A 25,936-nucleotide genomic window follows, 5' to 3' on the forward strand; every position below is an offset into this window, starting at 1 on the left:
ACGCCCGGTTACATTCCGAACCCGGAAGCTAAGCCTTACAGCGCCGATGGTACTGCAGGGGGGACCCTGTGGGAGAGTAGGACGCCGCCGAACAACCTTTGTGAAGAACCCCCATCCGGATTCCGGATGGGGGTTCTTCGCATTTCCGGGGCCGGCTATGGACGACGCCCGCCCGCCCGCTCGCCGAAGCAGCGAGCGGGCGGGGGAGCGGTGGGCTCAGACGAGGTGGTCGAACTCGCCGGCCTTGGCGCCGAGGATGAAGGCGCGGAGCTTGGCGGTCGAGGTGGTGACGATGACGGATGGGTCGTCGGATTCGCGAACGTGGCGGAGATCTCCGTCTCCTTGCGCCAGTTCGAGGCAGTTGTCGGCGCCTTCGGCGTCGCTGTACGACGACTTCTGCCAGACGAGGTGGGACATCGGACGCCTTTCAGGTTTGAAGCTCGTAGAGGAGGTGGTGGATGAGCCCCCAAGAGTCGCGAGTATCGAGCTTACGCAGGGCGTCGCTGCGGTCGACAGGTGGTAGCGCGAGTTCGCTCAGCTGCTGGAACTTCTTGATGTAGGCGTCGACCTCAGCCGGCTCACCGAGGTGTTCGGCGCGCTTGGGCCCGGACAGGACGATCGTTGAGAGCTCATGGCACCCGGGATCGCAGAGCAGGAATGACGCTGAGAGGGGCGCATGCTTCGGCGCTGTGAACGGCAGCACTTGGATGCTGACGTTGGGCATCTCCGCCATGTCGAGCAGGTGGAGGAGCTGGGCCCTCATCGTCGCGTCTCCCGCGAAACGCATGCGCAGGGCGGCTTCATGAATGACGAAGCTGAGCTGCTTGTCTTCGGTGAGGATGCGTTGCCGATCCATCCGGAAGCGGACCTGCGTCTCAAGCTCCCACGGACTTCCGAGAGCACCTTCGTAGATGGCCCTCGCGTAGTCAGGTAGTTGAAGGACACCTGGGACGTAGAGCGAGTCGTAGCTGTGGAGCTGGACGGATCGCTGTTCCACTTCAGCCAGATCGAGGGCCAGCGTGGGAACCTTCCCCTTGTACTCGGTCCACCAGCCCTTGCCATCGCTGGCTCCCAGGTCGCACAGAAGCGCGACGTAGGTAGCATCCGTGCAGTCGTAGCCTTTGAGCAAGGCCAGGAGTCGCTCTCGATCCAGGCCAGTTCGTGCGGCCTCGATGTGGCTCAACTGCGGACCGACGATACCGATGAGAGCACCGGCATCCTTGACCGCCAGGCCCGCAGCTTCGCGCAACCTCCTCAGCTCAGCGCCGAACCGCCGCTGCCGCTCGCTGATTTGGGTCCTGAGTGCCAAGGGGGATTCCTTCCGTTTCGGGCCAGTCTCCACCCACACGAGTGAGCTTGGCCAGGTTGGGCGAGGTATCTCGGAGATCTAGTTGCACGCGTAATACCTTCGGCCCTACTCTCAGTGTTGCACTGATCACATGACGAAGCGTCAGTCTCGTCGATTCCCCTCTCCTCTCTCCTGGGGGTCTCTCATGCGTGCCTGCAACCCGCCCGACTGGTCCACCGCTCGGGCTGAGCTCTCCGACCTTCTCGCCGCCGCCGGGTGGTCGCCCTCCCTCATCGGGGACGCCGAGTTGGCGCTCCACGAACTCTTCGTCAATGCCTGGCGCCATGCCGGGAGTCCGGCGCCGCTGGTGACCCTCGTGCTCTCCGCGCAGCGCCTCCGGGTCTCGGTCTGCGACGACAGTCCGGTCCTCCCCGGAGACCCCCGGCCGCCGGCCGACCCGCTGTCCTGCTCGGGCCGGGGTCTGCACCTCGTTCGCGCCCTCACCCACCGTTTCGGTGCCGACCCCCGCAAGCAGGGCAAGGCCGTCTGGTTCGAGCTGGAGGCCGCCGCGTGAACCGTCGTCGCTACCCCATGCAGCCCACCGATCCCCGGGTCCGCGCCTACACCGACGCCCACATCCGCACCCTGCTGGCCGAACTCCACGAACGCGGCAAGAAGTTCGGCCTCGTCTTCCCCTCCGCCGCCACGGACAGGACCCTCGACGGCCGCGTCCTGGTCCGCTTCAACACGGCCCCGGCGTCGACCCTCCTGAACCTCCTCACCCTCCTCCTCGACGCGGACCGTGAGTGCTCGTGCGGTTCCTGATCGCCGCTGTCTTCCTCGCCCTCCTCGCTCTGGCGTTGGCCACCGTCGCCCTGGGCGTCGTCACCGCGCTCAACGTTGCAAGGCCCGACGGAGAAGAGCCCCACGATGTCTGACCCCGCCCCGGCTGTCGCCAACGCCCTTGCGGCGACGCACTACGCGGTCGCCGCGGCCTTCAACACCCTCGCCGGCGTTCCCGTGACCCCGCCCGTCGCCGATGACTTCGACTGGCCCGACCTGGAGACCTTCATCCACCACCTGGGCTTCGCCGCCGACGACTCCGAGACCGCCCTCAACCTGTACCGCCTGCTCTTCGCCGTCCAGCGGATCGCCTACCGCGACGCCGCCGGCCGTAACTCCCCCTGGTCGGCCGCCCGTCTCAACCCCCGCTCCGGCTAGCTCCGCGGGAGGTCGAGGGCGGGGTGAAGGTGCAAGTCCTCGTACCGGGTCCAGCCCACCGCACCGGCCCCGCTCGCACCCCCGTCGTAAGCACGCCCGGGCATCGGTTCGGTGCCCGGGCGTGCTTACGACGGGCCGGGCGTAGGGACTAGCCTGACCTGCATGGACGCGTTCGAGAGCCGGCTGCACGGCGCCTGGGAGTGGTGGGACGCCGCCATCGGGGACGCCCAGGAGGGCCGCTGGGTCCGGACCCCCGTCGAGCGCCGGGTGATGGACGACATCGCCGCCGCGACCGTCGGGTTCGGGTACCCGGACCCGTCCGTCGAGCTCTCCCTGCGCGCCCGGGTCAGCCGCGTCGCCACCTGGGCGGGCGTGCTCCGGCTCGCCGCCCGGGCCGGCGACTGGGAGCTCAGCCCTGTCGCCGGAGTGCTCCCGCCCAGGCCCGCGGGCATGGCCGAACTGCTCTCCGCCGTCCATGCGGTCGGCGAGCAGGGCGAGGTCTGGCTGCGGCAGCTGCCCGTCGACGGACCGCCACCGCCGCGCGCGGTGGCCCGGGTCGAGGGCTTCCTCTTCGGGCCGGGTTCCGTCGAGGACCTCCGCCAGTACTTCTACGACTGAGATCCGCGGTACGGCCGGTCCGGGTCGAGGAGGTCCCGGGCCGCCGGAAGGGTCGCGTGTAACGCCTTGGACCGCCGGAGCCAAGTAGAGACGTAAGGAAGTGCGCGTCGTCCCAAGGAGTCATCCGTGTCAGCGGAGCACCTGATAGCACCACCCTCGCGTGACCCGGCGGCGTTCGCCGTGTTCTACCAGCAGCAGTTCGACACCGTGCTCGGCTTCGTCACGCGGCGCACGGACAGTGCCCACCTGGCGGCCGATCTGACGGCCGACATCTTCCTGACGGCGCTGGAGCAGGCCGACAGTTACGACGCCCGGCGCGGCGCGCCCGTCGCCTGGCTGTACGGCATCTCCCGCAACGTCCTGGCCTCGCACTTCCGCGGCAGTGTCCGGGAACGCGACGCGGTGGCCAGGATCGCCGGTCAGCGGTTGCTGGACGACCAGGACGTGTCCGCGATCGAGGGGCGCATCGACGCGGAGCGCGAGGCCCGTGGGCTGGCGGGCAGGCACGCCGCCCTGTCCGAGCCGCTGCGCGCGGTGCTGGACCTGGTGGCCGTCGACGGGCTGGCCGTCCGTGAGGCGGCCAGGGCGCTGGGCATCAGCGCGGCCACCGCCCGGGTGCGGCTGCACCGGGCCCGCAAGGCACTGCAGAAGGTCGTCCCGCAGACCACCACCACCAGCACGTCCCTGAACGTTCTCCTGGAGGCCGCCTCGTGACCACGCCCCTGCACTTCCAGCAGAAGCTCGGCGCCGAACTCGCCGCCCGTGCCGAAAACCTGCCCGTCGCGGGCACCACCGCCAGGGTCCGGCCGCGCTACACCCGCAGGCTGGTGGCGACCGGCCTCGGGCTGGCCGCCGCGACCACTGCGGTCGTCCTGATGCCGCACGGCGGCGCCTCCGGCGTGGCCCCCGCGCCGCAGGCCGGCTCCGTCGCCCCGCACTCGGCCGGTGGCGGCTCGACCGCGGTGCAGCTCACCACCGCCTCCTACACGGTGACCCCCCACCAGGACGGCACCGTCTCCTTCCAGCTGATCGGCGCCGAGTGGTCCGGGCTCCAGGACGCCCTGCGCTCGGTGGGCGTGCCCGCGCTGGTGATGACGCCCTCGGCCTCCTGCCACACCCCGGTGGCCACCGACAGCAGCCGACTGGAGTCGGTGATGTCGCTGGACCCCGCGAACGGCCGCATCTCGATCCTGCACCCCGCCGCCATCCCGCCGGGGGAGAGCCTGCTGCTGCTCGACACCGCTCCCAAGGACGGGCTCCACCCGAACGCCGTCGGGAGTCTGGAGATCTCGCTGACCAAGGAGACTCCCGGCTGCTTCCCGCTCTCCCAGACCAACGGGGTCGGTGTGGGCTGAACCGCCCGGTGGGGGCGGCTTAGCCTCTCGGTATGACGAATTCCTGGCCCGAGCAGGCCGCGCTGGCCCACGGCGAGCGGGTGGAACTGACCACCCCGGATCCGCCCCGTCCGGAACTCGGGCACCTGGGCCCGGAGGTCCTGGGCACCCGGGGTGTGGTGCTCGGATGCGTCATCGAGCGTGACGACCGCGACGGCGGTCGCGTCGGGCCCGTCTACCAGGTGGAGACCGAGGACGGCAGTCCTTGGCGACTTCGGCCGGAGTTCCTCGTTTCCCTGGACCGCTGATCACCCCGGAGCAGGAAATCGGCCGGGCCGACTTCCTGCTCCGCGGGCCTCACCGTTCGGGAGTGAGCGGCGTCAGCGGCAACGCGACCCGGCTCTCCCAGGCCTGCTCCAGCGCGCGGGTGAACGTTTCCGCGGGCTGGGCGCCCGAGACTCCGAGCCGCCGGTCCAGGACGAAGAACGGCACGCCCGTCGCCCCCATCGCGCTCGCCGTGGTCTCGTCCTCGCGCACCGCCTCCGCGTACGCCTCCGGATCGGCCAGCACGGCGGCTGCGGCCCCGCCGTCCAGGCCGGCCTCCACGGCCAGTTCGACCAGTCGGCCCGCGTCGAACGCGGAGCGCTCCTCGGCGAAGTTCGCCCGGTACAGGGCGTCCAGCAGCAGGTCCTGCCGGCCGTGCTCCTCGGCGAAGTGCAGCAGGCGGTGCATGTCGAAGGAGTTCGCCGCGTCGCGCCCCTCGCGCAGGTACGGCAGGCCTTCGGCGTGCGCGTTCTCGGCGATCCGCGCCTCCGCGGCCTCGGCCTGCTCCAGGCTCATCCCGTACTTGGCGGCGAGCAGCGGTACGACCGGCCGCGCCTCGTGCGGCGCGCGCGGGTCCAGCTCGAAGGAGCGGTGGACGACCTCCACCTCCTCGCGGTGCGGGAACGCCGCCAGTGCCCGCTCGAACCGGGCCTTGCCGATGTAGCACCACGGGCAGTTGATGTCGCTCCAGATCTCGACGCGCACGGCGCTGTACTCCTTCCAGCCTCGCGCGGACCTCCCGCGCCGACGTCTACCCGGAACATCCTCGTCCACCTGAATATTTCAGGGAGAGAAATATTCAGGTGGACGAGGCGCCGCCGGTCTCGCCACCGGGTCCTCGGCCCGTCGGCCGCTCCGGCGCAGGACGTCGGCCCGACCGGCCTCCTGCGCCGATCCGCCGCGCGGGCTACGGGGCCGCGACCCATCCCGGGAGGGTGGGCAGTACCGTTTCGGCGAGGCGGTTCAGGGCCGCTTCGTCGGGGGCCAGGTCGTCCTGGCGGAAGACGGCGAACTCGAAGGCCCGGCCGCCGGGGGCCTTCGGGTCCTGGGCGACGACGAGGTTGCGGGTGGCGGGGCCGGACTTCATCTCGGGGCCGAGCACCGTCGCACTGGACGAGTAGGTCACGGCGGGGTGGCCGAGGACGGTGGCCGGCTTGGCGAAGAACTGGGGCATGCCGATCATGTCCTGGACCGAGGTGTTGCTGTCCATGAGGCTCACGACGGTGTGCTTCAGCCGCACCTCCACCATGACGTCCTTGCCGAAGGCGAGGGGAGCCGGGTGCGCGGTCGTGACGCGGTCCTCGGGCGTACCCAGCAGGGCCGGGAGGTCGGGGCGGTCGAGCGCGGCGCACAGGCTCGGGTACCCCGGCTGATCCGTGGGCCCGGGGGCGGCGCACTCGACGGGCTTGTCCTCCGGCTTCGGAGGAGTGTCGAGGAACCCCAGCCCCCACAGACCGGCCAGGACACCGGCGGCCAGCGCCACCACGGCCGCCAGCTTGAGGCCCGGCCGGTCGTTGCCCGTGTCGGCGGTGTCGTTGCCCGTATCGGCGGCGTCGATGCCCTCGGTCCGGTCGGCGGTGCCGGTCGTGTCGGATTCCATCCTTGAGTCCCCCGTTCGAGCGGCTCGCCCCCGACCACCCGGGAGCGTCGTGAGCCGGGCTGATCGTAGCGTCGGCCCGGTGGCGGCGATGCGGGTGGTCGGCCCTCTGACCTGTGGAGACGTGGCACGCGCGGCAACTTCCGGAGCATGCCGGGGCGGTCGCGTCCCGGGCGAACCGCCGGACCCGGGCAGCTCGGTGCGGATCCGGGGCCACTCGGCGTCGAACGCGGCCGCCGCTACAGGCAGATCCAGCAGTACAGCCGCTCGCCCGCCGCGTGCACCCGGCGGGCGAGGCCTATCGACTCCTCGGCCAGCGGCAGGAGGTCGGACGGATCGGCGCCGTTTGAAGTTCCAGCTCAGCTGCAGCGGTCCGCGGCCGTAGTACGCGGACTGGCCGGCCGGGCAGCCGTACGGCTGTGACGCGTCGCAGTAGTGCGGGTAGTCGGCGGTGTTCTGTTCGACGACGTACTTCAGGCCACCGGTCTCGTGGCTGACGTTGGCGAGGAAGGCCGCGGCCTCGCGCTTGCGGGTGGCGTCGTCGCCGGTGGTGGTGAACTTCGGTAGGCGCTCAGGGCGTCGACCAGGCCCTTGTAGGTGTGGAAGGCGTTCCGGCTCGGGAACATCGTGTCGAACTGGGCCTCGCTGACCACGAACGAGCCGGCGGCGGAGGCCGGGGCGGTCCGGCCGGCCAGGGCGAGGGTGCTCAGGACGGCGGCCGAGGCGGCCGCCGAGAGGGTGCGCGAAAGCTTCACGGTGCCCTCGATCGGTACGGGGGAAGGGGGAGTCGGCGCAGTGCCCGGAGTGTCTCTTCGGCTGCGAAGCGCCTCGGCCATCGTGCTGGGTGGTCCCTGCGGGTTGAACCCCCTGGAGGTCCAGGCCACTCGTAAGAGGCTTATCCGATCGAGGAGTTGGACGCGCACCTCCGGCGAGCTGGTCGCGGCACCACCGCCAGCACCGGATAGCCTCCTCCGGAGCGAGACGACGCAACCCGGGGGGCAGGGCATGGGCGGTCACACCGACGACGAGGGCGACGAGCGGCTGGCGGCCGAGGGCGAGGTCGCCGTCGCCCGGCTGGCGATCGACTCGGGCGAGCTCGACCACGCCGCCGACCACCTCTCCGACGCCATCCTCGCCGACCCCCAGCTGCCCGAACTGCACGAAGCCCTGGCGGAGTTGTGCGCCGCTGCCGGCGGCGCGGCGGCCGCCCGCGAGCTGTTCCCGCTGGACGGCGAGGTGTACCTCGGCACGGTCGTCTGCCGCGCCCACGTGGAGGCCGCCGCCGGGGACTGGGACACCGCCGTCGGCCTGCTCGCCTCCGCCATCCGGCACGAGCCGGCCCGCCCCTGGGCGCACACCGCCTGGCTGGCCCGCGAGGACCTGCCGGGCCTGGTCGACCCGGACGCCGTCGCCCAGGCGGTGGCCCGCGCGGCCGCCGCGCTGCCCGACCCGCTCCCCGCAGAACTCGCCGAAGCCGTCAGGCCCTTCGACGCCTTCGTACTGGCCGTGCTGGACCGCCACGGCGACCACGCGCTGCTGCTGGCGATGGCCTCCGGGCTGACCCGTCGCCTCGGCGCCACCGCCCACGCCGTCGAACTCGCCGAGCGGGCCCACCGCGCGGCCCCCGGCTACCTGCCCGCCGTGATGCTCGGCAACGCCCTGCGCGCCGACGGCCACCCCGAGCGGGCGCTCGCCGTCTGGGAGGCCGAACTGGCCAGGGTCACGCCGGACCGGGACAACTCCAGCAGCTACCTCGCCGTCGACGTCGCCGAGCTGTACGGCGTCCTCGGCCGCCCCGCCGAGGGCCTGCCCTGGCTGGACCGGGTGCTCGCCACCGAGCCCGACCACCCCAAGGCGGCCCCGGCCCGGTACGGGCTGCGCCACGCCCTGGACGGCGACCCGGTACACCTGCTCGGCCTCGCCGACCACCACCGCGACCACCCCGACCACGAGTACGCGCCGGACCTCCTGGCGCGGCTGAGCCACCGGGAGCCCTGGCTCGGCATGGTCCCCGGCACGTCCGAGGCCACCGTCAACCTGCTGCACCAGGTCCTCGCGGCACCCGACACCGGTCCCGACACCGCGGTCGACTGCGAGGTCTCCACCCTCGAACCGCCCAGCTCGCAACTGGCCCTCCACCTGGCCCTGCCGCGCTGCACCGTCGCCTACCGGTCCGTCGACGAACCCGACCCCCGGCGGCCGCTCACCGCGACCGTCACCCGGGTCTGGACCTGGGGCGGCACCGACGGCACCGACCCCAGACCCGCCGTCGCCCCGCCCGCGCCGGAGAGCGCCGAACTCGTCCGCGCCGTCGTCGGCATCGTCTGGCCGACCGTCCCGGCCGTCTACGACGAGGCCGTCCGCCTCGCCGGACTGTCGCTCGACGACCTGCTCGGCGTCCTGGTGCACCCGCCGCTGCCGCGCGAGGACGAACTCGGCCGGGCCCTGCTCGCCCACCAGCCCGAACTGTGGGTGCGCGCCGTCCAGGCCTTCGCCTGCCTCGGCATCGCCCACCACCGCACCGACCAGCCGTGGCCGGAGTCGGACCGCCGCCGGGTGCTGCTCGACCTGCTGCTCGGACCGGAGGACTGGGTCACCGAGGCGGCCGGTTTCGCGCTGGTCGCGATCGGCTGGACGCACCCGGAGGCCCGCGCGGACATCGCCGCCCAGCTCCGGCGTCGGCTGCACTACTGCGTCGACGCCCGGCGGGTGCGGGTGGTGACGATCCTGCGCTCGGTGTGCCGACTCGTGCTCGCCGCGCCCTGGGTGTCGCCCGCCGACCGCGACCTCGCGCGGGCGGCCATCCGCGCCGAGGACGGCACCCACGCGCCGGAACCCGGGCCCGCCCCGGTGCCCGAACCCGAGCCGGAAGCCGATCCGGAGCCGGAACCGGCCCCCGAGCCGCAACGCCCGGGCTTCCTCGGCCGGTTCCTCGGCCGCGGCTGACGCCCCCGCCGCCGGGCCGGACGGTCCGCAGACCGAGGGTCCCGCGCGGTCCCGCCGACCGGAGTCGGCGGGAGTCGGAGCCGTCCCGCCGACCGAAGGCTCCGCAGTCGCAGTCGCAGTCGCAGCCGCCCCGCCGGCCGAAGCCGGCCCCGCTACCCGATGCCCGGCAGCGGGTCCTGGTCGACGTCGAACCGGGCGACCCGCTCCGCCGGGTCGCGGCACTCCGGCCCCAGCCGCAGCATCCGCGACTCCGGATCGTGCAACGGCCGGTGGCACCGTCGGCAGGTGACCCGCCGGCGGAGGGTCTGCGCGGTGTCCGTACCGGGGAGCGGCTCAGGGCTGGTCATGGGGGAGACGGTAGCGGCCCGTGCCGTGCCGGGCCCCGGTCGATGCGTGAAACGATGGCTGCCATGGCCACCGACCGCAGCAGCGCAGGAGACCCGGCGCGCACCCTCGCCCTGCTCTGGGGGCTCACCGCCGAGGAGAAGCCCGGCCGGCGCGGGCCCCGGCAGGCGCGCTCGACCGCCGAGATCGCCGCCGTCGCGGTGGCTCTCGCGGACGCCGAGGGCGTGGACGCGGTGACCATGCGCCGGGTCGCCCAGGAGCTCGGGGTGTCCCCGATGGCCCTCTACACCTATGTGCCCGGCAAGGCCGAGCTGCTCGACCTGATGCTGGACTCCGTCTACGCGACGATGCCCCGCAGCACTCCCGCCGACGACGGCTGGCGCGCCCGGGTGGCCGCCGTCGCGGACGACAACCGCGCGCTGCACCGCGCCCACCCCTGGGTCGCCGCCGTCTCCACCAGCCGCCCGCCGCTCGGCCCCGGCCTGATGGCCAAGTACGAGTACGAGCTGCGCGCCGTCGAGGGCACCGGCCTGCCCGACGTCGAGCTGGACGCCGCGCTGACCCACCTGCTCGGCTTCGTCCAGACCTGCGCCCGGATGGCCGCCGACGAGCGCGCCGCCCGGCAGGACAGCGCGATGACCGACGAGCAGTGGTGGGCGGCCAACGCCGGGCTGCTCGCCCGGGTCTTCGACCCCGAGCGCTACCCGGTGGCGGCCCGGGTCGGCGCCGCCGCGGGCGAGGCGCACGGCGGGGCGTACAGCCCGGACCACGCCTACGCCTTCGGCCTGGCCCGTGTCCTGGACGGCCTGGAAGCCCTCATCGCGCAGCGGTAGACCTCATCGCCCAAGCGGCAGCCGTCAGGCACCGGCGGCGGCCCGCCCGCCCGCTTGCCCGCCGGCCCGCTCACGCGCCGGCGGCCCGGGCGTCGTACTCGTCGCGTGCCGTGATCACGGCCGGCACCCGCCGCTCCGACCAGTGCGCCAGCGCGGCGACGAGCTCCGCGGCCTCCCGCCCGAGCGGGGTGAGGCTGTAGTCGACGCGCGGCGGGATCACCGGGTGCGCCTCGCGCAGCACGAAGCCGTCCCGCTCCAGCGTCTGGAGGGTCTGGGCGAGCATCTTCTCGCTGACGCCCGACACCTGCCGCCGCAGCTCGCTGAACCGGTAGCCGCGCTCGCGCAGCGCGCCGAGGACCAGGACCCCCCACCGGCTGGTGACGTGCTCCAGCACGCCGCGGGAGGGGCACATCCGGTCGAAGACGTTCGGTGGGGGGAGCTCCCTCAACTGCTCGCTTACCTTCATGTCAGTACCCTACTTTGAAGTGCGTACTTTCGAAAGGTTAGTGCCACCTCTAGGGTGAGTTTCGAGGCCAGAGCCCCACCGGATCCCGCCACAGCCCCACCGGATCCCGACGGAGCACCCGCAGATCCCGAAGAACCCCTGAGGAGCATCACCATGTATGTCGTCACCGGTGCCACCGGCCAGCTCGGCCGTCTCGTCGTCGAGGGCCTGCTGGCCCGGGTCCCCGCGAGCGAGGTGGTGGCCGCCGTCCGCTCCGCCGAGAAGGCCGCCGACCTGGCCGCGCGCGGTGTGGACGTCCGCGTGGTCGACTACGACAAGCCGCAGACGCTCGCCGGGGCCTTCGCCGCCGGCGACCGCGTGCTGCTGATCTCGGGCAGCGAGGTCGGCCGCCGGATCCCGCAGCACCGGGCCGTGGTCGATGCCGCCGCGGCCGCCGGGGTCGCACTGCTCGCCTACACGAGCGCACCGGGCGCGGCCACCTTCCGACTGGCCGACGAGCACCGGGCGACCGAGGAGCTGATCCTCGCCTCCGGTCTGCCGTACGCCTTCCTGCGCAACGGCTGGTACACCGAGAACTACCTGGGCGACGCGGCCGGCACGGTGGCCCGCGGCGTGGTGCTCGGCAGCGCCGGGGAGGGCCGGATCGCCACCGCCCCGCGCCGGGACTACGCCGACGCGGCGGTCGCCGTCCTGCTGGGCGAGGACGTGAACGCGGTGTACGAGCTGAGCGGTGACACCGCCTGGAGCCTGCCCGAGCTGGCCGCCGAGCTGGCGAAGGTCTCCGGCAAGCCGGTCGGGCACCGGGACGTCGCCCCGGCCGAGCACCTGTCGGTCCTGGTCGGCGCGGGCCTGCCGGAGGGCTTCGCCGCGGCCCTGGTCGACGTGGACGCGGGAATCGCCCGCGGCGAGCTGGCCGGCACCCCGGGCGACCTGGCCCGGCTGATCGGCCGCCCGACCGTTCCGCTCGCCGAGTCGGTCCGGGCCGCGCTGAACGCCTGAACCGCGGGGAACGCCTGAACCGCGGGGAACGCCTGAACCGCGGGGAACGCCTGAACCGCGGGGAACGCCTGAACCGCGGGGACGAGCCACCCGTCCGACCGGCCCGGATGCCGGGAACGTCCAGCATTCAAGCACTGTCATGACCAAAATACGGAAACGGAGATGACAGTCCGCCCTTCCGCCCGCTACCGTCGCCTCCACCACACGCGCGCGGAAGGGCACCCGGCCATGCCACAGACAGACCAGCAGGACAACGGCCGGGGCCTCTGGTACGGCTTCGCGGCCTACGGCATCTGGGGGCTCTTCCCCCTGTTCTGGCCGCTGCTGGAGCCGGGCGCCGCCGACGACATCGTGGCCAACCGCATGGTCTGGTCCCTGGTCGCGGTGGTCCTGCTGCTGGTCGCCCAGCGCCACTGGGGCTGGATACGCCCGCTGCTGCGCCAGCCCCGCCGGCTCGCCATGCTGGCCGCCGCGGCCGCCGTGATCTCCGTCAACTGGGGCGTCTACATCTGGGGCGTCAACGCCGGGCACGTCGTCGAGACCAGCCTCGGCTACTTCATCAACCCCCTGGTCACCATCGGCTTCGGCGTGCTGGTGCTCAAGGAACGGCTGCGCGTCGCGCAGTGGACGGCGGTGGGCATCGGCGCGCTCGCCGTCGCGGTGCTGACCGTCGCGTACGGGCAGCTGCCGTGGATCGCGCTGACCCTGGCGCTCTCCTTCGCGACCTACGGCCTGCTGAAGAAGAAGGTCGGGCTGAGCGGGGTGGAGAGCCTGGCGGCGGAGAGCGCCTTCATGTTCCCGTTCGCCCTCGCCTACCTGGTCTACCTGGAGGTCAGCGGCCGCGGCACCTTCGGGCACACGGTGGCCGGCTCGTACGGCTGGGGCCACTCCGGGCTGCTGATGCTGAGCGGCGTGATCACGGCGATCCCGCTGCTGTTCTTCGGCGCGGCCGCCGTCCGGGTGCCGCTGACGGTGCTCGGACTGCTGCAGTACCTGGCGCCGGTGTTCCAGTTCCTGATCGGCGTCGCCGTCTTCCACGAGTCGATGCCGCCCGCCCGCTGGGCCGGCTTCGGCCTGGTCTGGGCCGCGCTCGCGCTGCTCACCTGGGACGCGCTGCGCCAGGTGCGGGCCGACCGCGCGGCGCGGGCCGCGGCCGTGCCGCAGCCCGCACCGGTGGACATGGCGAAGGCGACCGTCACGCGCTGACGGCCGTCACCCGCCGACGGCCGTCACCCGCCGACGGCCGTCACCCGCCGACGGTCCTCACGCGCTGATGTCCCGGCTGGCGAAGCGCGACCAGGCCGCCGTGCCGAACACGGCGACGTAGGCGGCCTGCAGCCCGAGGTCCTTCAGCACGCCGTCCCAGTACATCGGCTCGCGCAGCAGGTCGGCGAAGCTGAGCCAGTAGTGGGTGAACAGGAACGGCCTGATCGCGTCCAGCTGCGGGAAGGCGTCCAGGATCTGGACGGTGATCACCAGGCCGACCGTGGCGGCCATCGCCGCGATGCCGCTGCCGGTCAGCGTGGAGACGAACAGACCGATCGCCACCAGCCCGGCCAGCGAGGCGGCGACCACGCCGGCCACCAGCACCGCGCGCAGCAGCGCGTCGGCGAAGCCGATGGTGTCCCCGGAGATCAGCGTGACCTCGCCGAGCGGGAAGAGCGCGGCGCCGGTGGCCAGGGCGGCCGCCGCGACCGCCGCCGTCGCGGCCAGGCAGAACACCAGCCCGGCGGTGAACTTGGCGGCCAGCAGCCTGGTCCGCCCGGCCGGGGCGACCAGCAGGTAGCGCAGCGTCCCGGTGGCCGCCTCGCCCGCCACCGAGTCCCCGGCGACCACGCCGACCGTCATCGGCAGGAAGACCGGCAGTGCCACCGCCAGTGCGGTGAAGACCAGGAACAGCCCGTTCTGGGTGGTCTGTGCGATGAAGCTCGGACCGCCGCCGCCGTCGTGCGGACCGTCCGTGTTGAGCTTGACGATCACCCCGATCAGGACCGGCAGCACCGCCAGGATCCCCAGCAGCACCTTGGTGCGCAGCCGGCGGAAGGTCAGGTGCAGCTCGTTGCGGAACAGCGCCAGGAACCCGGCCGCCGTCTGCGGCCGCCTGCCCGTGCGCAGCGCCGGCGCCTCAGCCCGCGACATCGAAGCCCTCCCCGGTCAGCGCCACGAAGGCGTCCTCCAACGTGCCCCGCTCCAGCCCGAAGCCCTGCACCCGCACCCCGGCCTCGACCAGCGCCGCGCACAGCTTGGGCAGCGCCTCGTCGCCGCGGTCGCCCAACTCGCCGTCCACCCGGCCCTCCCCGGGCACCAGGGCGGCGACCTGGTGGGCGGCCAGCACCTCGGCGGCCTGCGCCACGTCCGGGGTGCGGACCACCAGGCGGCCCTGCGCCCGGGCGGCCAGCTCCGCGACGGTGCCCTGCACCACGAGCCGGCCCCGCGACATCACCGCCGCGTGGGTGCAGACCTGCTCGATCTCGTCCAGCAGGTGCGAGGAGAGGAACACCGTGGTGCCCTCCGCCGCGACCTCCCGCACCAGTGCCCGGATCTCCCGCATGCCCTGCGGGTCCAGCCCGTTGGTCGGCTCGTCCAGCACCAGCAGCTCGCGCGGCTGCAGCAGCGCGGAGGCCAGGCCGAGGCGCTGCTTCATGCCGAGCGAGTACGCGCGGGCCTTCTTGCCCGCCGCCGCGGCCAGCCCGACCCGTTCCAGTGCCGCGTCGACGCGCTGCGACCGGGTGCGCGGGTCGGCGGTCGGGTCGGCGGCGTCGAAGCGGACCAGGTTGTCCCGGCCGGAGAGGAAGCCGTACAGCGCGGGGCCCTCGATCAGGGCACCCACCCGGGGCAGCACGGTGGCCACGGACTGCGGCATCGGCTCGCCGAGGACGGCGGCCACGCCCGAGGTGGGGGCGATCAGGCCCATCAGCATCCGGATGGTGGTGGTCTTGCCGGAGCCGTTGGGGCCCAGGAAGCCGAAGACGGAGCCGCGCGGCACGGCCAGGTCCAGGCCGTCCACAGCGAGCTGGCCGCCCCGGAAGCGCTTGGTCAGGCCGCGGGTGCTGATCACGTCGTCGGAGCCGGAGCCGGGAAGGGAAGCCGGGGCCGAGGGAGTGGCGGCGGCGGAGGAGGGCGGAACGGGAACGGGGGCCGGGCGCGACTCGGCGCCCGGACCCCCGGCCGACTCCGTAACGTCCCCCGTTACGGGAGTCCCGGTCATCCGTCAGTTCACCCCGGCGGCGTGCTGCAGGACCGGCAGGGTCACCGCGCCGGCGAAGACCCGGCCGTCGTCGGTGAGCAGGACGTTGAGCACCTTGGTGCTGATCAGGGTGCCGCCGTCGACCTGCTTGCCGAGCGACTTCATCAGCCCCTGCGGGTTCACCGGGGCGCGGCCGCCGTGCTTGCCGTCCCCCTTCGGCGCGGCGACCGGGGCGCCGGGCACCTGCGAGGTGAACACGGCCGTCCAGCCCTCGCCGATCACGTTCGTGCCGTCGTGGCCGCCCTTGGCGGTGTCGGCCGCGGCCCCGTGCTCCTTCGCGGCCCCGTCCGCCTTCTGCTCCGTCACCTTGGCGCCCTTGGGCAGTGCGAAGTCGAAGGTCTTGGCGGCCGGCTTGGCGAAGGAGACGTCGGTGAAGTGGACGTCCAGCACGGTGGTGCCGTCGGTGGACTTCACCGCCACCGCGAGCGGCACGCCGTTGTCGGCGGCCACCGCGATCCGGACCTCGGCGACGGTCGAGCCGCTCTGGGTCGGCTTCACGCTCAGCTGGTAGGCCTTCTGCCCGGCCACGTTGGCCGTTCCGGCCACGGTGACGGAGGTGGTGCCGGCGCTGGCGGTCAGGAACTGCCGGGCCGCCTCCTGCGGGGTGGTCGGCAGCTGGGACAGCGGGGCCGCGGGGTGCTTGTCGCCGGCCCGGCCGGTCAGGTGTACGGCGCTGTTGGTCGAGCTGTCCCAGGCCCAGGCCTGGTCGCCGTTGCGGACGACGGTGTAGCCGGCCATGTTCTCCATCATGTCGACCCGCTGGTGGTCCGGGCCGTCCACCGCGACCCGCAGCGTGCGGTCCCCGCCGAGCAGGCCGAGCAGCTTGGCCTGCGGGTCCGCCGACGCGCTCGCGCCGTCCCCGCCGTGGCCGCCCGCGGCCGCGCCGATCCCGCCGGCCGCGCCCAGCAGCTGGGTGGGCAGGCCGAGGTCGGTGCTGACCGAGACCGTCCCGGACAGGCTCTGGGCCTCGGAGCCGAGGGCCTTCGCGACCACCTGTTCGGCGGTCAGGGTCGGCAGGTCGGGCGGGGAGTCGGCGGCCAGCGCGGGCACCAGCCCGACCCCCGCGGCGATCACCGCGGCCACCGCCAGCGGCACCGCGGCGCGCACCAGCACGCGCCGCCGCGAGCGGTACGGCACGCCGCCGTCCAGCTCGTCCCCCGTCGCCGTCTCATTGGTCATGGCGTACTCAACTCCTCTGCGAACACGTGCGCTTGGCCTTGCCCTTCCATTAGAGGATGCCGCGCCGCCGCCGTCATCGCCCTGCAGGGCCACATCGGGTTGGCCTTCGTGGGTATGTCGACCCTGATACGGCCTCAGGGTTACTCATCCCGGAGTACCACCGCTGGCGTAGGGTCGCGCCATGGACGGAACCGCCACGGACGCAAGCAACCCCCCGACCGTGAACGCGATGCGCCGCGCCCTGCGCCGCGCCAGGGACGGCGTCGCCCTCGACGTGACCGAGGCCGCCGTACTGCTGCAAGCCAGGGGCGAGGACCTGCGCGGACTCTGTTCCAGCGCCGCCCGGCTGCGCGACGCCGGCCTGGAGGCGGCCGGCCGCCCCGGGGTCATCACCTACTCCAAGAGCGTGTTCATCCCGCTCACCCGGCTGTGCCGCGACAAGTGCCACTACTGCACCTTCGCCACCGTGCCCGGCAAGCTGCGCCGGGCCGGCCACGGGATGTTCATGTCCCCCGACGAGGTGCTGGAGGTCGCCCGGCGCGGGGCCGAACTCGGCTGCAAGGAAGCCCTGATCACGCTCGGCGACAAGCCGGAGGACCGCTGGCCCGAGGCCCGCGAGTGGCTGGACGCGCACGGCTACGACGACACCATCGCCTACGTGCGGGCGATGTCGATCCGCATCCTGGAGGAGACCGGTCTGCTGCCGCACCTCAACCCCGGGGTACTGAGCTGGACGGACTTCCAGCGGCTGAAGCCGGTCTCCGCCTCGATGGGCATGATGCTGGAGACCACCGCCACCCGGCTGTGGAGCGAGCCCGGCGGTCCGCACTTCGGCTCCCCGGACAAGGAACCCGCCGTCCGCCTGCGGGTGCTGGAGGACGCCGGGCGCAGCTCGGTCCCGTTCACCAGCGGCCTGCTGATCGGTATCGGCGAGACGTACCGGGAGCGCGCCGAGTCGCTGTTCGCGCTGCGCAAGGTCTCCCGCGCCTACCAGGGCGTCCAGGAGCTGATCCTGCAGAACTTCCGCGCCAAGCCGGACACGGCGATGCGCGGCATGCCGGACGCCGAACTCGACGAGCTGGTCGCCACCGTGGCGGTGGCCCGGCACCTGATGGGCCCGGCCGCCTGCCTCCAGGCCCCGCCGAACCTGGTGGACGGCGAGTTCGAGCGGCTGATCGAGGCCGGCGTCGACGACTGGGGCGGGGTCTCCCCGGTCACCCCGGACCACGTCAACCCCGAGCGCCCCTGGCCGCAGATCGAGCGCCTGGCCGAGCGGTCGGCGGCGGCCGGCTTCGAGCTGCGCGAGCGCCTCGCCGTCTACCCCGGGTACGTGCGCCGCGGTGAGCCCTGGCTGGACCCGCGGGTGCTGCCGCACGTCCGCGCCCTGGCCGACCCGGAGACCGGCCTGGCGAACCCGGACGCGGTGGTTCGCGGCCTGCCCTGGCAGGAGCCGGAGGACCTGCCGGCGTCGTACGGCCGGACCGACCTGCACGCCACCATCGACACCGAGGGCCGCACCGGCGACCGACGCGCCGACTTCGAGGACGTGTACGGCGACTGGGAGGTGCTGCGCGAGCAGGTGCTCGCGCAGGGCGCGCCCGAGCGCCTCGCCGGGGACCTGCGGGAGGCCCTGGCGGTGGCGGCCGACGACCCGGTGAAGCTGACCGACGACCACGCCCTGGCCCTCTTCCACGCGGACGGCCCGGCCCTGGACGCGCTCTGCCGGATCGCCGACGACGTGCGCCGCGACGCCGTCGGGGACGACGTCACCTACTGCGTCACCAGGAACATCAACTTCACCAACGTCTGCTACACCGGCTGCCGCTTCTGCGCCTTCGCCCAGCGCCGCACCGACGCCGACGCCTACACCCTCTCCCTGGAGCAGGTCGCCGACCGGGCCGCGCAGGCCTGGGAGGTGGGCGCCACCGAGGTCTGCATGCAGGGCGGCATCCACCCCGACCTGCCCGGCACCGCCTACTTCGACATCGCCCGCGCGGTGAAGGAGCGGGTGCCCGGCATCCACGTGCACGCCTTCTCCCCGATGGAGGTGGTCAACGGCGCGACCCGCACCGGGCTGTCGATCCGCGACTGGCTGCAGCGGGCCAAGGAGTCCGGCCTGGACACCATCCCGGGCACCGCCGCCGAGATCCTGGACGACGAGGTCCGCTGGGTGCTCACCAAGGGCAAGCTGCCGGCCGCGACCTGGGTCGAGGTGGTCACCACCGCGCACGAACTGGGCATCCGCTCCTCCTCCACGATGATGTACGGGCACGTCGACACCCCGGCGCACTGGCTCGGCCACCTGCGGCTGCTCGCGCAGATCCAGCAGCGGACCGGCGGGTTCACCGAGTTCGTGACCCTGCCGTTCATCCACACCAACGCCCCGGTCTACCTGGCCGGCGTCTCCCGGCCCGGCCCGACCGCCCGGGACAACCGCGCGGTGGTGGCGATGGCCCGCCTGTTGCTGCACCCGCACATCCCCAACATCCAGACCAGCTGGGTCAAGCTGGGTGCCGAGGGCGCGGCCGAGATGCTCCGCTCCGGCGCCAACGACCTGGGCGGCACGCTGATGGAGGAGACCATCTCGCGGATGGCCGGCTCGGCGTACGGCAGCTACAAGTCGGTGCGCGACCTGCGGGCGATCGCCGAGGCTGCGGGCCGCCCGCACCGCCAGCGCACCACCACCTACGGCGAGGTGCCGGCCGAGCGGCAGGCTGCGGCGCTGGCCTCGGACGGGCACCTGCCGGAGCTGCTGCCCGTGCTGGACTGACCCCGCGGTGCCCCGGCGGCGATCCCGTGGTGTCCCGGCCGCCGCCCGCGCGGCGGCCGGGCCCGGGGCTGCGCGGGGGCTCCGGGGAGCGGGAGCCGGAAGCGGGTACTGCAGTTCGAGGGATGCCGTCGATCCGTACGGGCCGTCGAAGTACAGTGCGAGGGCGCGCGACCGGCCGAGCGTCGTGCGCGGCCCCCGCTCCGAGGAAAGGCGCCCCGTCGTGATGCCACTGTGGTCACGCGCCCAGCAGCAGGACTACCGCAGCCGGGTGCGGGGCTGCCTGCTCGGCGGGGCCATCGGCGACGCGCTCGGCGCCGGTGTCGAGTTCGAGGCGCTGGAGAAGATCAGGGCCCAGTACGGCCCGCAGGGCGTCACCGGCTACGTCCCCGCGTACGGGCGCACCGGCGCCGTCACCGACGACACCCAGCTCAGCCTGTTCACCGTCGACGGACTCATCCGCGCCCACATCCGGCGCGACACCGGCAGCTGGCACCCGCCCACCGACCTGCACCTGGCCTACCTGCGCTGGGCCGCCACCCAGCGCGACTGGGGCCCGGACGAGCGCCGCCCCGACCTCGGCTGGCTCGGCCGCGAGGAGTGGCTGTACGCCCAGCGCGCCCCCGGCCAGGGCTGCCTGTCCGGCCTCACCGGGCCCGACGCCGAGCGGCTCGGCACCCTCGACCGGCCCAAGAACCCGCACTCCAAGGCCTGCGGCACGGTGGTGCGGGCGGCGCCGTTCGGGCTGCTCACCACCTGGGAGCCGGGCCTGGTGTTCCAGCTCGCCGTCGAGTGCTCGGTACTCACCCACGGCCACCCCACCGGCTACCTCGCGGCGGGCGCGTTCGCGGTGGTCATCCAGTCGGTGGCCCGCGGCGGCACCCTGGAGGAGGGCGTCCACCTCGCGCTCGCCCTGCTCTCCGAGCGGCAGGGGCACGAGGAGACCACCGCCGCGCTGCGGGCCGCGCTGGACGCCGTACGGGCCGGCGAGCCCTCCGCGGAGCGGGTCGAGGCGCTGGGGGAGGGCTGGGTCGCCGAGGAGGCGCTGGCGATCGCGGTCTACTGCGCGCTGGTCGCCCACGACGTCCGCTCCGGCCTGCTGCTCGCCGTCAACCACTCCGGGGACAGCGACTCCACCGGGGCGATCTGCGGCAACCTGCTCGGCGTGCTGCACGGGGACACCGCGCTGCCGCCGGGCCTGGTGGCGGGAGTCGAGGGGCGCGCCGCGATCCTCGAACTCGCCGACGACTTCGTGCTGGAACTGATGCACGGCGCCGAACTGCACGACCGGCGGACGGCGGAGGGCACCGGCTGGTGCGCCCGCTACCCGGTGACGGACTGAGGCACCGCCCAAGCCGGCCCCGACCGCTGGGCCATGTCCGGCCCAGGGGCCGCCCCCTGGAACGGAAGTTGCCCGTAGCGCCGACGGCCGCCGAGGGGCGACGGACACCGCTACGGGCAACTGGTCCGGGTACGGAACCGCTCGGGCGGGTCAGCCCGGGAGCTCGCCGAAGCCGCCTGCCGCCGCCGCCGAGGCGAAGGCGTTCCAGGCCTCGGTCGAGAAGCGGAGATGGGGTCCCCGGGGATCCTTGGAGTCCCGGACCGCCACCTCCCCCGCGCCGGGGAGGGCGATCTCCACACAGGCGCCTTGGCCGCCGCTGTGACTGCTCTTGCGCCATCGGGTTCCGTGCTCGGACGGGGTGATCATTCGTGGAATTCCTTTTCGATGTCGGCTATCAGCGACCGGCTCTCCGCGACACCGAGTGCGGCCGCCCTCAGGTAGTCGTACAGACCGGTATAGCGGCGCACATCAGCCTCCTTCTCCAGGTAGAGATCGCTCGTCACACCTTCGAAGTAGACAACCGTGGAATCGGCTGACTCCGGGAACTCCAGCAGGGAGAATGTCCCGGTCATGCCGGGATGCGCGCCGTGCGAGAACGGGATCACCTGGATGGTGATGTTCGGGCGCAGGCTGAGCTCCAGCATCTGCTGCAGCTGCCGGGCCATCACCCCCTTGCTGCCGACCTCTCGGCGCAGCACCGCCTCGTCTATGACGGTCCACAGGCTGCCCAGCTGGTTCTCGCCGTGGACGCGCTCCTGGCGCTTCATCCGGACCTGCACCCGGCGCTGCACGGCGTTCGCGTCGGTGTCCGGCTGGGTGCCCTCGACCACGGCCTGGGCGTACTGCTCGGTCTGCAGCAGGCCCGGGACGAAGGAGGACTCGTACGCGCGGATCGAGGAGGCCTCGGCTTCGAGCCCGATGTAGACGCTGTACGGGGTCGGCATGTCGTTGAAGTCGTGCCACCAGCCGCGCTGGCGCGACTCCTTGGCCATCTCCATCAGGCTGGCACGCATCTGGTCGTCGGCCACCTTGTACACGTCGCAGAGGTCGCGCACGTCGCGCTGGCTGATGCTGCGGCGGCCGTTCTCCAGGCGACTGATCTTCGACTGGGAGACCATCAGCCGGCCGGCGACCTCCTCCGCCGTCATGCCGAGGCCCTCGCGGAGTTTGCGCAGTTCGGAGCCGAGGCGTCGGCGGCGGACGGTGGGATTGACGTTGGCGGACACTTCGACCTCCGGCCGGACCTCTCGTGATCGTTGGAACGGCAGTCCTCGGAACACTTCGGACATTGGGACCAACCCCCCTGACTTGGAGCAGCATGTCACCTTGGGCCAGGTCGGCGCCGGGGAATCACAGCAGCGCGGTAGAACAGATCATCGGAAAAGTGCTTCCGCGAGACAGCGAAAGCCCCCAGGTGGTAATGCGGCTGGACGACTCGGACGGGTAGTGCGGCGGACGCCCCTCGGGGCCGCCCCCGCACATGCCCCTGGCACGGGTGGGAGCGGACCGCTGCGGGCCTCCGGGGACGGCAAGAGGGGCGGTCGCCGGGCGACTTGCGTCGCGGGGCGACCGCCCCTCGGTGCTGCCTCTGGTGGTGCTCGCGGTGCTTGTGGCGCGGGTGGTGCCGGTGGTTCGGGTCGTGCGGCGGGTCGCTCGGCGCCTCCCGGAGGCGCGGACGGGGCGACACGCGCCGTCAGGCGTGCCCGCGGATGCGTCGGACGGTGTATCGTGCGCCGGCCCGTCCACCGGGGACCGGCCGGACCGCTCCGGTCACCGGACCGTTCGGAACAGCGGACGGATCCGAACGCCGGACCGCTCCGGTCACCGGACCGCCGCGGCGTCCCCGGGTCAGCGGACGCCGACCCGGGAGGCGGGGACCCGCCCGCCCGAACCCCGGCCCGCGGTACGGGCGCCGGAGCGGCCGGTGGCAGGGGCGGACCCGGGGCCGGGGCCCTGGGAAGAACGGTTCTGCTGCGTCGGCAGGCCGTTCTGCACGTCCATCACGGCGTGCGCGACCATCCCGCCGAGCGGGTCGTACCGGATCAGGTCGCGCAGCCGCGACCGCGAGGACCGGCCCTCGTTGCCCGGGTACAGGTGCTTGCCCAGACCCACCGAGTGAGCGAGCGCGGCGAGCGCCGCGGTCCGCGGGTCCGGCGGCACGCCGGTGCGGATCGCGGTGTCCAGCCGCTGCTTGATCGCGGCGTTGGTGCAGTCGTCGGACGCCTGGTACCGGGTCGTCGGCAGCACCCCGCACACCTGGCCCGCCACGGCGGTCACCATGCCGCAGCGCTCCAGGTGCGCCAGATAGGTCTGCCGCAGCCCGAGCCGCGGTCCGCCGATCCAGTGCGCCGCGCGGACCGGACTGCCGCGTCGGCGCAGCAGTTCCAGTGCGTGGTCAAGGGTCGGGTCACCGGTCGGCCGTGCGAGCACGACAGCGATCCGGTCTCCCTCCGGTACGATCCGTCCGGCCAGGGACAGCTCGACGAGCTGGGCCCCGGCGAGTCCGAGGTCGAGGGTCTGCGGCTGCGCCGTGGTACCCGTGGTCGGGTCCAAAGCGAGCAGCAAGAGTTCCTCGGGAACAGTTCTGCGGCTCTTGCCCATCCAAGCCTCCCCGCGTGGATGAGAGACAGGGTGACGCCTCTCACACGGGCTTGTCGAGTACGCCTCCGAATCGTGACCTTGCGGTGAAGGCGCGGAACCGGGGGCCGCGGGCCCGGCGTCTGATCGGTGAACGGACCGCGGTGCGGCCGAGCGATGGCAATAAGGGCCGGTCGGGCGGGGTGTGCGCGGTGGGAACGGCCGCCGGTGGCGGAGACTGTACAGGTACACGGGGCGGGGCGTCGGCTTCCCGAAATCGGGTTCGCCGGTGCCCCGCCGGGCGTTGAGGAGGCTGGGATACGTGGGCGAGTCCCCCGACAGGGTGCTGAGGGACGGCGGGCGGGAGCAGGACCGCGAACGCGAACGGACCGGTGCGGCGGCCGATGTCGCCGGGTCCGCCGGGTCCGCCGGGTCCGCCGGGTCCGCCGGGGGCGGCTCCGGCCCGGCTGCTGCCGGGGCGTCAGCCGGGAACTTCCCGGGCGGCTCCTCGGACAGCGCTGCGGAGACCTCCGGGGAGGCGTCCCCGAAGACGCCCGCGAAGACGCCCGCGAAGGCGTCCGCGAAGCCATCCTCGGAGTCGTCCGCCGAGGGCGCCGCGAAGGCACCGGACGAGGTTCCGGAGACGGGGGCCAAGGGTGCCTCGACCGTACAGCTCCGCGTCCGGGATGTGGACAGCAAGACGACGATGCTGCGACTGCCGGTGGACAACAAGACCACCGCGCTGCGGCTGCCCGAAGAGCTGGTGAAGCCCGCGGGCAAGCCGAGTTCCGGTGGTGACGGGGAGAAGGGGAAGGCCGCTCCGGCCGCCGCCTCGGCGAAGGAGCCCGCCGAGCGCCCGCCCACCGCCGACCCGCGTCTCGCCATGCGGACCACTGCGGCGGGGGTGGAGGAGGCGGCGGACCGGGCGCCGGAGAAGGCGGACGCCAAGGCGCCGGCGAAGGCGGTCGAGCCCGCCGAAGCCGGGACCGGGCCTGCCGAGGCCGAGGCTGCCGGGACCGCGGCTGCCGGGGCAGCGACCGAAGCCGCCGAGGCCGAGGCCGCTCCCACCACCGCGAAGGGCAAGGACGAGAAGTCCGCCGGGCCCGAGAAGGCCGCGAAGCCCGAGAAGGCGGCGAAGCCCGAGAAGGCGGCGAGCGCCCAGGACACCGAGGGCACCGACGACGCCCCCGACGAGGGCACCTCCTCCGAGGACGTCTCCGCCGCCGACGCCTCCCCCGTCGCGCTGACCGAGACCGGGCAGCCCGGTCAGAAGTCGGGGCAGGCCGAGAAGCCGGAGAAGCCCGCGCCGCCGCGCACCGTCGCCGCCGCGTCGGCCGGCACCGTGCCCGAGCCGAAGCCCCGGCCCGTCCCGGAGCCCGAGCCGTCGCCCGAGCCCGAGCCGTCGCCGGAGCCGAAGCCGGCTCCCAAGCCCGTGCCCGTCCCCGTGCCGCCCCCGAAGCCGCTGCCCGATCCCGACCCGCGGCCGGTGCCGCCGGTCCCGCCGCTGCCGAAGCCCGAGCCGCTGCCCGCTCCGGTGCCGCTGCCCTCGCCCGAGACCACCGCGGAGGCGATGGAGGTCCTGGCCTCCCTCAACGCCCGCCCGGTCTCGCCGCTGCGCCGCGCCCTCAAGCGGGCGACCATCTGGACCGTCTTCCTCGCCGTGGTGCTCGGCGTGGCCGTGGTGGCCCAGCTGCTGCGTCCGCTGCCGGACGCCAAGGTGAAGATGACCGCCACGGGCAGCTACAGCTTCTCCGGTGACCAGTTGGACCTCGCCTGGCCGGCCAAGGGCCAGTCCGCAGCCGAGGTGGTCGGCGTCGGCAGCCTCGGCAGCTCGGGCCAGGAGACACCGGCCTCGATCGCCAGCGTCACCAAGGTGATGAACGCCTACCTGATCCTGCAGAAGTTCCCGCTGAAGAAGGGGGAGAGCGGCCCGAAGATCGTCGTCGACAAGCAGGCCGCGCAGGAGTCCGGCAACGTCGACGAGTCCAAGGTGACGCTCACCGAGAACCAGGTGCTCACCGAGTACCAGGCGCTGGAGCTGCTGATGCTGCCGTCGGCCAACAACGTGGCCCGGCTGCTCGCCCGCTTCCACTCCGGCTCCGAGGACGCGTTCGTCAAGCTGATGAACGACACCGCGGCCAAGTTCGGCATGACCAACACCATCTACGCGGACCCGGCGGGCTACAACGCGGACACCAAGTCCACCGCCAAGGACCAGCTGAAGCTGGCCGAGCAGGTCATGCAGGACGAGATCTTCCGCCAGATCGTCTCCACCCCGGAGACCAACTTCAACAACACGCGGATCCCCAACACCAACAACCTGATCAACCCGAAGACCGGGGTGATCGGCGTCAAGACCGGCTCCAGCACCCCGGCCGGCGGCTGCCTGATGTGGGCCGCCTACAAGGAGATCGGCGGCGTGAAGCGGCTGATCCTCGGCGTCACCCTGGGGCAGCAGGCCACCTCGCCCGCCGCGAACGACGGCATCCTGCCGACCGTGCTCAAGGTCAGCGGCAAGCAGATCCAGGCCGCGCAGAACGGCGTGACGGGCCAGACCGTGGTCAAGCAGGGCGACGTCGTCGGCTCGGTCGACGACGGGCTCGGCGGCAAGGTCCCGCTGGTCGCGACCAAGGACCTGGTGGTGGCGGGCTTCCCGGGCATCTCCGGCACGGTCACCCTGGACGCGTCGAAGATCGGCCACACCGAGAAGGCCGGCAAGGAGGTCGGCGTGCTGCGGGTGGGCGCCGGCGACAACAAGGCGGAGGTCCCGGTGGCCCTCCAGGCCGACCTCAACCCGGCGTCCATCCAGTCCCGACTGCTGCGCACGCTGTGAGCCGTCGAGGCAGCCGGGAC

At 73.1% G+C, this 25,936-nt stretch carries 27 protein-coding genes, 1 rRNA gene and 1 pseudogene; 16 read left to right on the forward strand and 13 right to left on the reverse strand.

What is annotated here, in order from left to right:
* A 5S ribosomal RNA gene (rrf, locus tag AB0D10_RS22510) occupies positions 1–93 on the forward strand; the annotation flags it as partial.
* 123 nt (positions 94–216) lie between these two features.
* On the opposite strand, the gene AB0D10_RS22515 is transcribed toward rrf, so the two are convergent.
* Together AB0D10_RS22515 and AB0D10_RS22520 are read right to left on the reverse strand one after the other, a co-directional pair.
* The gene (locus AB0D10_RS22515; RefSeq protein ID WP_360259137.1) at positions 217–417 is read right to left on the reverse strand and encodes a DUF397 domain-containing protein; all 201 of its coding nucleotides are present in this window, start codon (positions 415–417) and stop codon (positions 217–219) included.
* A 10-nt stretch (positions 418–427) separates the two neighbouring features.
* The gene (locus AB0D10_RS22520) at positions 428–1,309 is read right to left on the reverse strand and encodes a helix-turn-helix transcriptional regulator (RefSeq protein ID WP_360259139.1); all 882 of its coding nucleotides are present in this window, start codon (positions 1,307–1,309) and stop codon (positions 428–430) included.
* Between the two features lie 184 nt (positions 1,310–1,493).
* Between AB0D10_RS22520 and AB0D10_RS22525 the strand changes: the two genes are divergently transcribed.
* The 8 genes from AB0D10_RS22525 (at position 1,494) to AB0D10_RS22560 (ending at position 4,769) form a co-directional block, all read left to right on the forward strand.
* Positions 1,494–1,862 carry an ATP-binding protein gene (locus AB0D10_RS22525; protein WP_360259141.1) on the forward strand — a complete coding sequence of 123 codons (369 nt, stop codon included), beginning with the start codon at positions 1,494–1,496 and terminating at the stop codon, positions 1,860–1,862.
* Positions 1,859–2,113: a hypothetical protein gene (locus tag AB0D10_RS22530; RefSeq protein WP_360259143.1), complete on the forward strand. Its 255-nt coding sequence runs from the start codon at positions 1,859–1,861 to the stop codon at positions 2,111–2,113. The genes AB0D10_RS22525 and AB0D10_RS22530 overlap by 4 nt, the downstream gene beginning before the upstream one ends.
* Positions 2,101–2,226 carry a hypothetical protein gene (locus AB0D10_RS22535; protein WP_360259145.1) on the forward strand — a complete coding sequence of 42 codons (126 nt, stop codon included), beginning with the start codon at positions 2,101–2,103 and terminating at the stop codon, positions 2,224–2,226. The genes AB0D10_RS22530 and AB0D10_RS22535 overlap by 13 nt, the downstream gene beginning before the upstream one ends.
* Entirely contained in the window at positions 2,219–2,509 is a 291-nt protein-coding gene (locus AB0D10_RS22540; RefSeq protein WP_360259147.1) for a hypothetical protein, read from the forward strand. Before AB0D10_RS22535 ends, AB0D10_RS22540 begins: the two co-directional genes overlap by 8 nt.
* 162 nt (positions 2,510–2,671) lie before the next feature.
* Positions 2,672–3,127, forward strand: coding sequence for a hypothetical protein (locus tag AB0D10_RS22545; RefSeq protein ID WP_360259149.1), 456 nt, complete (start codon positions 2,672–2,674; stop codon positions 3,125–3,127).
* Positions 3,128–3,253: 126 nt separating this feature from the next.
* On the forward strand, positions 3,254–3,841 hold the full coding sequence (locus AB0D10_RS22550) for an RNA polymerase sigma factor (protein WP_360259151.1): 588 nt from the start codon (positions 3,254–3,256) through the stop codon (positions 3,839–3,841).
* Positions 3,838–4,482, forward strand: coding sequence for a hypothetical protein (locus AB0D10_RS22555; protein ID WP_360259153.1), 645 nt, complete (start codon positions 3,838–3,840; stop codon positions 4,480–4,482). The genes AB0D10_RS22550 and AB0D10_RS22555 overlap by 4 nt, the downstream gene beginning before the upstream one ends.
* A 32-nt stretch (positions 4,483–4,514) precedes the next feature.
* Positions 4,515–4,769, forward strand: coding sequence for a hypothetical protein (locus AB0D10_RS22560; RefSeq protein WP_360259155.1), 255 nt, complete (start codon positions 4,515–4,517; stop codon positions 4,767–4,769).
* Positions 4,770–4,818: 49 nt separating this feature from the next.
* On the opposite strand, the gene AB0D10_RS22565 is transcribed toward AB0D10_RS22560, so the two are convergent.
* From AB0D10_RS22565 to AB0D10_RS22575, 3 genes and pseudogenes are all read right to left on the reverse strand, one after another.
* Positions 4,819–5,490 (reverse strand): DsbA family oxidoreductase, encoded by a 672-nt coding sequence (locus tag AB0D10_RS22565; RefSeq protein ID WP_360259157.1) that lies wholly within the window; start codon positions 5,488–5,490, stop codon positions 4,819–4,821.
* Between the two features lie 202 nt (positions 5,491–5,692).
* Complete coding sequence (locus tag AB0D10_RS22570) at positions 5,693–6,385, reverse strand: DUF6215 domain-containing protein (RefSeq protein WP_360259377.1); 693 nt, start codon at positions 6,383–6,385, stop codon at positions 5,693–5,695.
* A gap of 345 nt (positions 6,386–6,730) precedes the next feature.
* Positions 6,731–7,092, reverse strand: a pseudogene (locus tag AB0D10_RS22575) (chitinase); the annotation flags it as partial.
* A 295-nt stretch (positions 7,093–7,387) separates the two neighbouring features.
* Here AB0D10_RS22575 and AB0D10_RS22580 point away from each other — a divergent pair.
* Complete coding sequence (locus AB0D10_RS22580; protein WP_360259159.1) at positions 7,388–9,328, forward strand: hypothetical protein; 1,941 nt, start codon at positions 7,388–7,390, stop codon at positions 9,326–9,328.
* 152 nt (positions 9,329–9,480) lie between these two features.
* Here AB0D10_RS22580 and AB0D10_RS22585 read toward each other — a convergent pair whose 3' ends face one another.
* On the reverse strand, positions 9,481–9,675 hold the full coding sequence (locus AB0D10_RS22585) for a DUF6011 domain-containing protein (RefSeq protein ID WP_360259161.1): 195 nt from the start codon (positions 9,673–9,675) through the stop codon (positions 9,481–9,483).
* Positions 9,676–9,738: 63 nt separating this feature from the next.
* Between AB0D10_RS22585 and AB0D10_RS22590 the strand changes: the two genes are divergently transcribed.
* Positions 9,739–10,506 (forward strand): TetR/AcrR family transcriptional regulator, encoded by a 768-nt coding sequence (locus tag AB0D10_RS22590; protein WP_360259164.1) that lies wholly within the window; start codon positions 9,739–9,741, stop codon positions 10,504–10,506.
* A 70-nt stretch (positions 10,507–10,576) separates the two neighbouring features.
* On the opposite strand, the gene AB0D10_RS22595 is transcribed toward AB0D10_RS22590, so the two are convergent.
* On the reverse strand, positions 10,577–10,972 hold the full coding sequence (locus tag AB0D10_RS22595; protein ID WP_360259166.1) for a helix-turn-helix domain-containing protein: 396 nt from the start codon (positions 10,970–10,972) through the stop codon (positions 10,577–10,579).
* Between the two features lie 153 nt (positions 10,973–11,125).
* Here AB0D10_RS22595 and AB0D10_RS22600 point away from each other — a divergent pair, with 153 nt between their 5' ends.
* Together AB0D10_RS22600 and rarD are read left to right on the forward strand one after the other, a co-directional pair.
* Entirely contained in the window at positions 11,126–11,971 is an 846-nt protein-coding gene (locus AB0D10_RS22600; protein ID WP_360259169.1) for an SDR family oxidoreductase, read from the forward strand.
* Positions 11,972–12,199: 228 nt separating this feature from the next.
* The gene (gene rarD / locus AB0D10_RS22605; protein WP_360259172.1) at positions 12,200–13,177 is read left to right on the forward strand and encodes an EamA family transporter RarD; all 978 of its coding nucleotides are present in this window, start codon (positions 12,200–12,202) and stop codon (positions 13,175–13,177) included.
* Between the two features lie 57 nt (positions 13,178–13,234).
* Here the strand turns inward: rarD and AB0D10_RS22610 are convergent, their stop codons facing one another.
* Genes AB0D10_RS22610 through AB0D10_RS22620 form a run of 3 tightly spaced genes read right to left on the reverse strand, consistent with a single transcriptional unit; the run spans position 13,235 to position 16,397 of the window.
* Positions 13,235–14,110 carry an ABC transporter permease gene (locus tag AB0D10_RS22610; RefSeq protein WP_360259175.1) on the reverse strand — a complete coding sequence of 292 codons (876 nt, stop codon included), beginning with the start codon at positions 14,108–14,110 and terminating at the stop codon, positions 13,235–13,237.
* Positions 14,097–15,179, reverse strand: coding sequence for an ABC transporter ATP-binding protein (locus AB0D10_RS22615; RefSeq protein ID WP_360259177.1), 1,083 nt, complete (start codon positions 15,177–15,179; stop codon positions 14,097–14,099). Before AB0D10_RS22615 ends, AB0D10_RS22610 begins: the two co-directional genes overlap by 14 nt.
* 3 nt (positions 15,180–15,182) lie before the next feature.
* A complete protein-coding gene (locus AB0D10_RS22620; protein ID WP_360259180.1) occupies positions 15,183–16,397 on the reverse strand; it encodes a DUF2092 domain-containing protein in 1,215 nt (404 codons plus the stop codon).
* A gap of 181 nt (positions 16,398–16,578) precedes the next feature.
* On the opposite strand from AB0D10_RS22620, the gene AB0D10_RS22625 reads away from it, so the two are divergent.
* Both AB0D10_RS22625 and AB0D10_RS22630 read left to right on the forward strand, forming a co-directional pair.
* Positions 16,579–19,167, forward strand: coding sequence for a bifunctional FO biosynthesis protein CofGH (locus tag AB0D10_RS22625; protein WP_360259183.1), 2,589 nt, complete (start codon positions 16,579–16,581; stop codon positions 19,165–19,167).
* A gap of 223 nt (positions 19,168–19,390) precedes the next feature.
* Entirely contained in the window at positions 19,391–20,506 is a 1,116-nt protein-coding gene (locus AB0D10_RS22630; RefSeq protein ID WP_360259185.1) for an ADP-ribosylglycohydrolase family protein, read from the forward strand.
* Between the two features lie 150 nt (positions 20,507–20,656).
* On the opposite strand, the gene AB0D10_RS22635 is transcribed toward AB0D10_RS22630, so the two are convergent.
* From AB0D10_RS22635 to AB0D10_RS22645, 3 genes are all read right to left on the reverse strand, one after another.
* Positions 20,657–20,872 carry a DUF397 domain-containing protein gene (locus tag AB0D10_RS22635; RefSeq protein ID WP_360259188.1) on the reverse strand — a complete coding sequence of 72 codons (216 nt, stop codon included), beginning with the start codon at positions 20,870–20,872 and terminating at the stop codon, positions 20,657–20,659.
* Positions 20,869–21,732: a helix-turn-helix transcriptional regulator gene (locus AB0D10_RS22640; RefSeq protein ID WP_360259190.1), complete on the reverse strand. Its 864-nt coding sequence runs from the start codon at positions 21,730–21,732 to the stop codon at positions 20,869–20,871. The genes AB0D10_RS22635 and AB0D10_RS22640 overlap by 4 nt, the downstream gene beginning before the upstream one ends.
* Before the next feature lie 622 nt (positions 21,733–22,354).
* Complete coding sequence (locus AB0D10_RS22645) at positions 22,355–23,107, reverse strand: GPP34 family phosphoprotein (protein ID WP_360259192.1); 753 nt, start codon at positions 23,105–23,107, stop codon at positions 22,355–22,357.
* A 298-nt stretch (positions 23,108–23,405) separates the two neighbouring features.
* Here AB0D10_RS22645 and AB0D10_RS22650 point away from each other — a divergent pair, with 298 nt between their 5' ends.
* Positions 23,406–25,916 carry a hypothetical protein gene (locus tag AB0D10_RS22650; protein WP_360259194.1) on the forward strand — a complete coding sequence of 837 codons (2,511 nt, stop codon included), beginning with the start codon at positions 23,406–23,408 and terminating at the stop codon, positions 25,914–25,916.
* Positions 25,917–25,936 lie beyond the last annotated feature (20 nt).

Origin of the sequence: Kitasatospora sp. NPDC048545 (assembly GCF_040651155.1) — a bacterium.
Lineage (GTDB): Bacteria > Actinomycetota > Actinomycetes > Streptomycetales > Streptomycetaceae > Kitasatospora.

What these genes read in the sequence shown, in the direction of transcription:
- AB0D10_RS22515 (WP_360259137.1), bottom strand. Translation starts at nt 417, where the DNA reads ATGTCCCACCTCGTCTGGCAGAAGTCGTCGTACAGCGACGCCGAAGGC.
- AB0D10_RS22525 (WP_360259141.1), top strand. Translation starts at nt 1,494, where the DNA reads ATGCGTGCCTGCAACCCGCCCGACTGGTCCACCGCTCGGGCTGAGCTC.
- AB0D10_RS22540 (WP_360259147.1), top strand. Translation starts at nt 2,219, where the DNA reads ATGTCTGACCCCGCCCCGGCTGTCGCCAACGCCCTTGCGGCGACGCAC.
- AB0D10_RS22545 (WP_360259149.1), top strand. Translation starts at nt 2,672, where the DNA reads ATGGACGCGTTCGAGAGCCGGCTGCACGGCGCCTGGGAGTGGTGGGAC.
- AB0D10_RS22560 (WP_360259155.1), top strand. Translation starts at nt 4,515, where the DNA reads ATGACGAATTCCTGGCCCGAGCAGGCCGCGCTGGCCCACGGCGAGCGG.
- AB0D10_RS22570 (WP_360259377.1), bottom strand. Translation starts at nt 6,385, where the DNA reads ATGGAATCCGACACGACCGGCACCGCCGACCGGACCGAGGGCATCGAC.
- AB0D10_RS22580 (WP_360259159.1), top strand. Translation starts at nt 7,388, where the DNA reads ATGGGCGGTCACACCGACGACGAGGGCGACGAGCGGCTGGCGGCCGAG.
- AB0D10_RS22585 (WP_360259161.1), bottom strand. Translation starts at nt 9,675, where the DNA reads ATGACCAGCCCTGAGCCGCTCCCCGGTACGGACACCGCGCAGACCCTC.
- AB0D10_RS22590 (WP_360259164.1), top strand. Translation starts at nt 9,739, where the DNA reads ATGGCCACCGACCGCAGCAGCGCAGGAGACCCGGCGCGCACCCTCGCC.
- AB0D10_RS22595 (WP_360259166.1), bottom strand. Translation starts at nt 10,972, where the DNA reads ATGAAGGTAAGCGAGCAGTTGAGGGAGCTCCCCCCACCGAACGTCTTC.
- AB0D10_RS22600 (WP_360259169.1), top strand. Translation starts at nt 11,126, where the DNA reads ATGTATGTCGTCACCGGTGCCACCGGCCAGCTCGGCCGTCTCGTCGTC.
- rarD (WP_360259172.1), top strand. Translation starts at nt 12,200, where the DNA reads ATGCCACAGACAGACCAGCAGGACAACGGCCGGGGCCTCTGGTACGGC.
- AB0D10_RS22610 (WP_360259175.1), bottom strand. Translation starts at nt 14,110, where the DNA reads ATGTCGCGGGCTGAGGCGCCGGCGCTGCGCACGGGCAGGCGGCCGCAG.
- AB0D10_RS22615 (WP_360259177.1), bottom strand. Translation starts at nt 15,179, where the DNA reads ATGACCGGGACTCCCGTAACGGGGGACGTTACGGAGTCGGCCGGGGGT.
- AB0D10_RS22620 (WP_360259180.1), bottom strand. Translation starts at nt 16,397, where the DNA reads ATGACCAATGAGACGGCGACGGGGGACGAGCTGGACGGCGGCGTGCCG.
- AB0D10_RS22625 (WP_360259183.1), top strand. Translation starts at nt 16,579, where the DNA reads ATGGACGGAACCGCCACGGACGCAAGCAACCCCCCGACCGTGAACGCG.
- AB0D10_RS22630 (WP_360259185.1), top strand. Translation starts at nt 19,391, where the DNA reads ATGCCACTGTGGTCACGCGCCCAGCAGCAGGACTACCGCAGCCGGGTG.
- AB0D10_RS22635 (WP_360259188.1), bottom strand. Translation starts at nt 20,872, where the DNA reads ATGATCACCCCGTCCGAGCACGGAACCCGATGGCGCAAGAGCAGTCAC.
- AB0D10_RS22645 (WP_360259192.1), bottom strand. Translation starts at nt 23,107, where the DNA reads ATGGGCAAGAGCCGCAGAACTGTTCCCGAGGAACTCTTGCTGCTCGCT.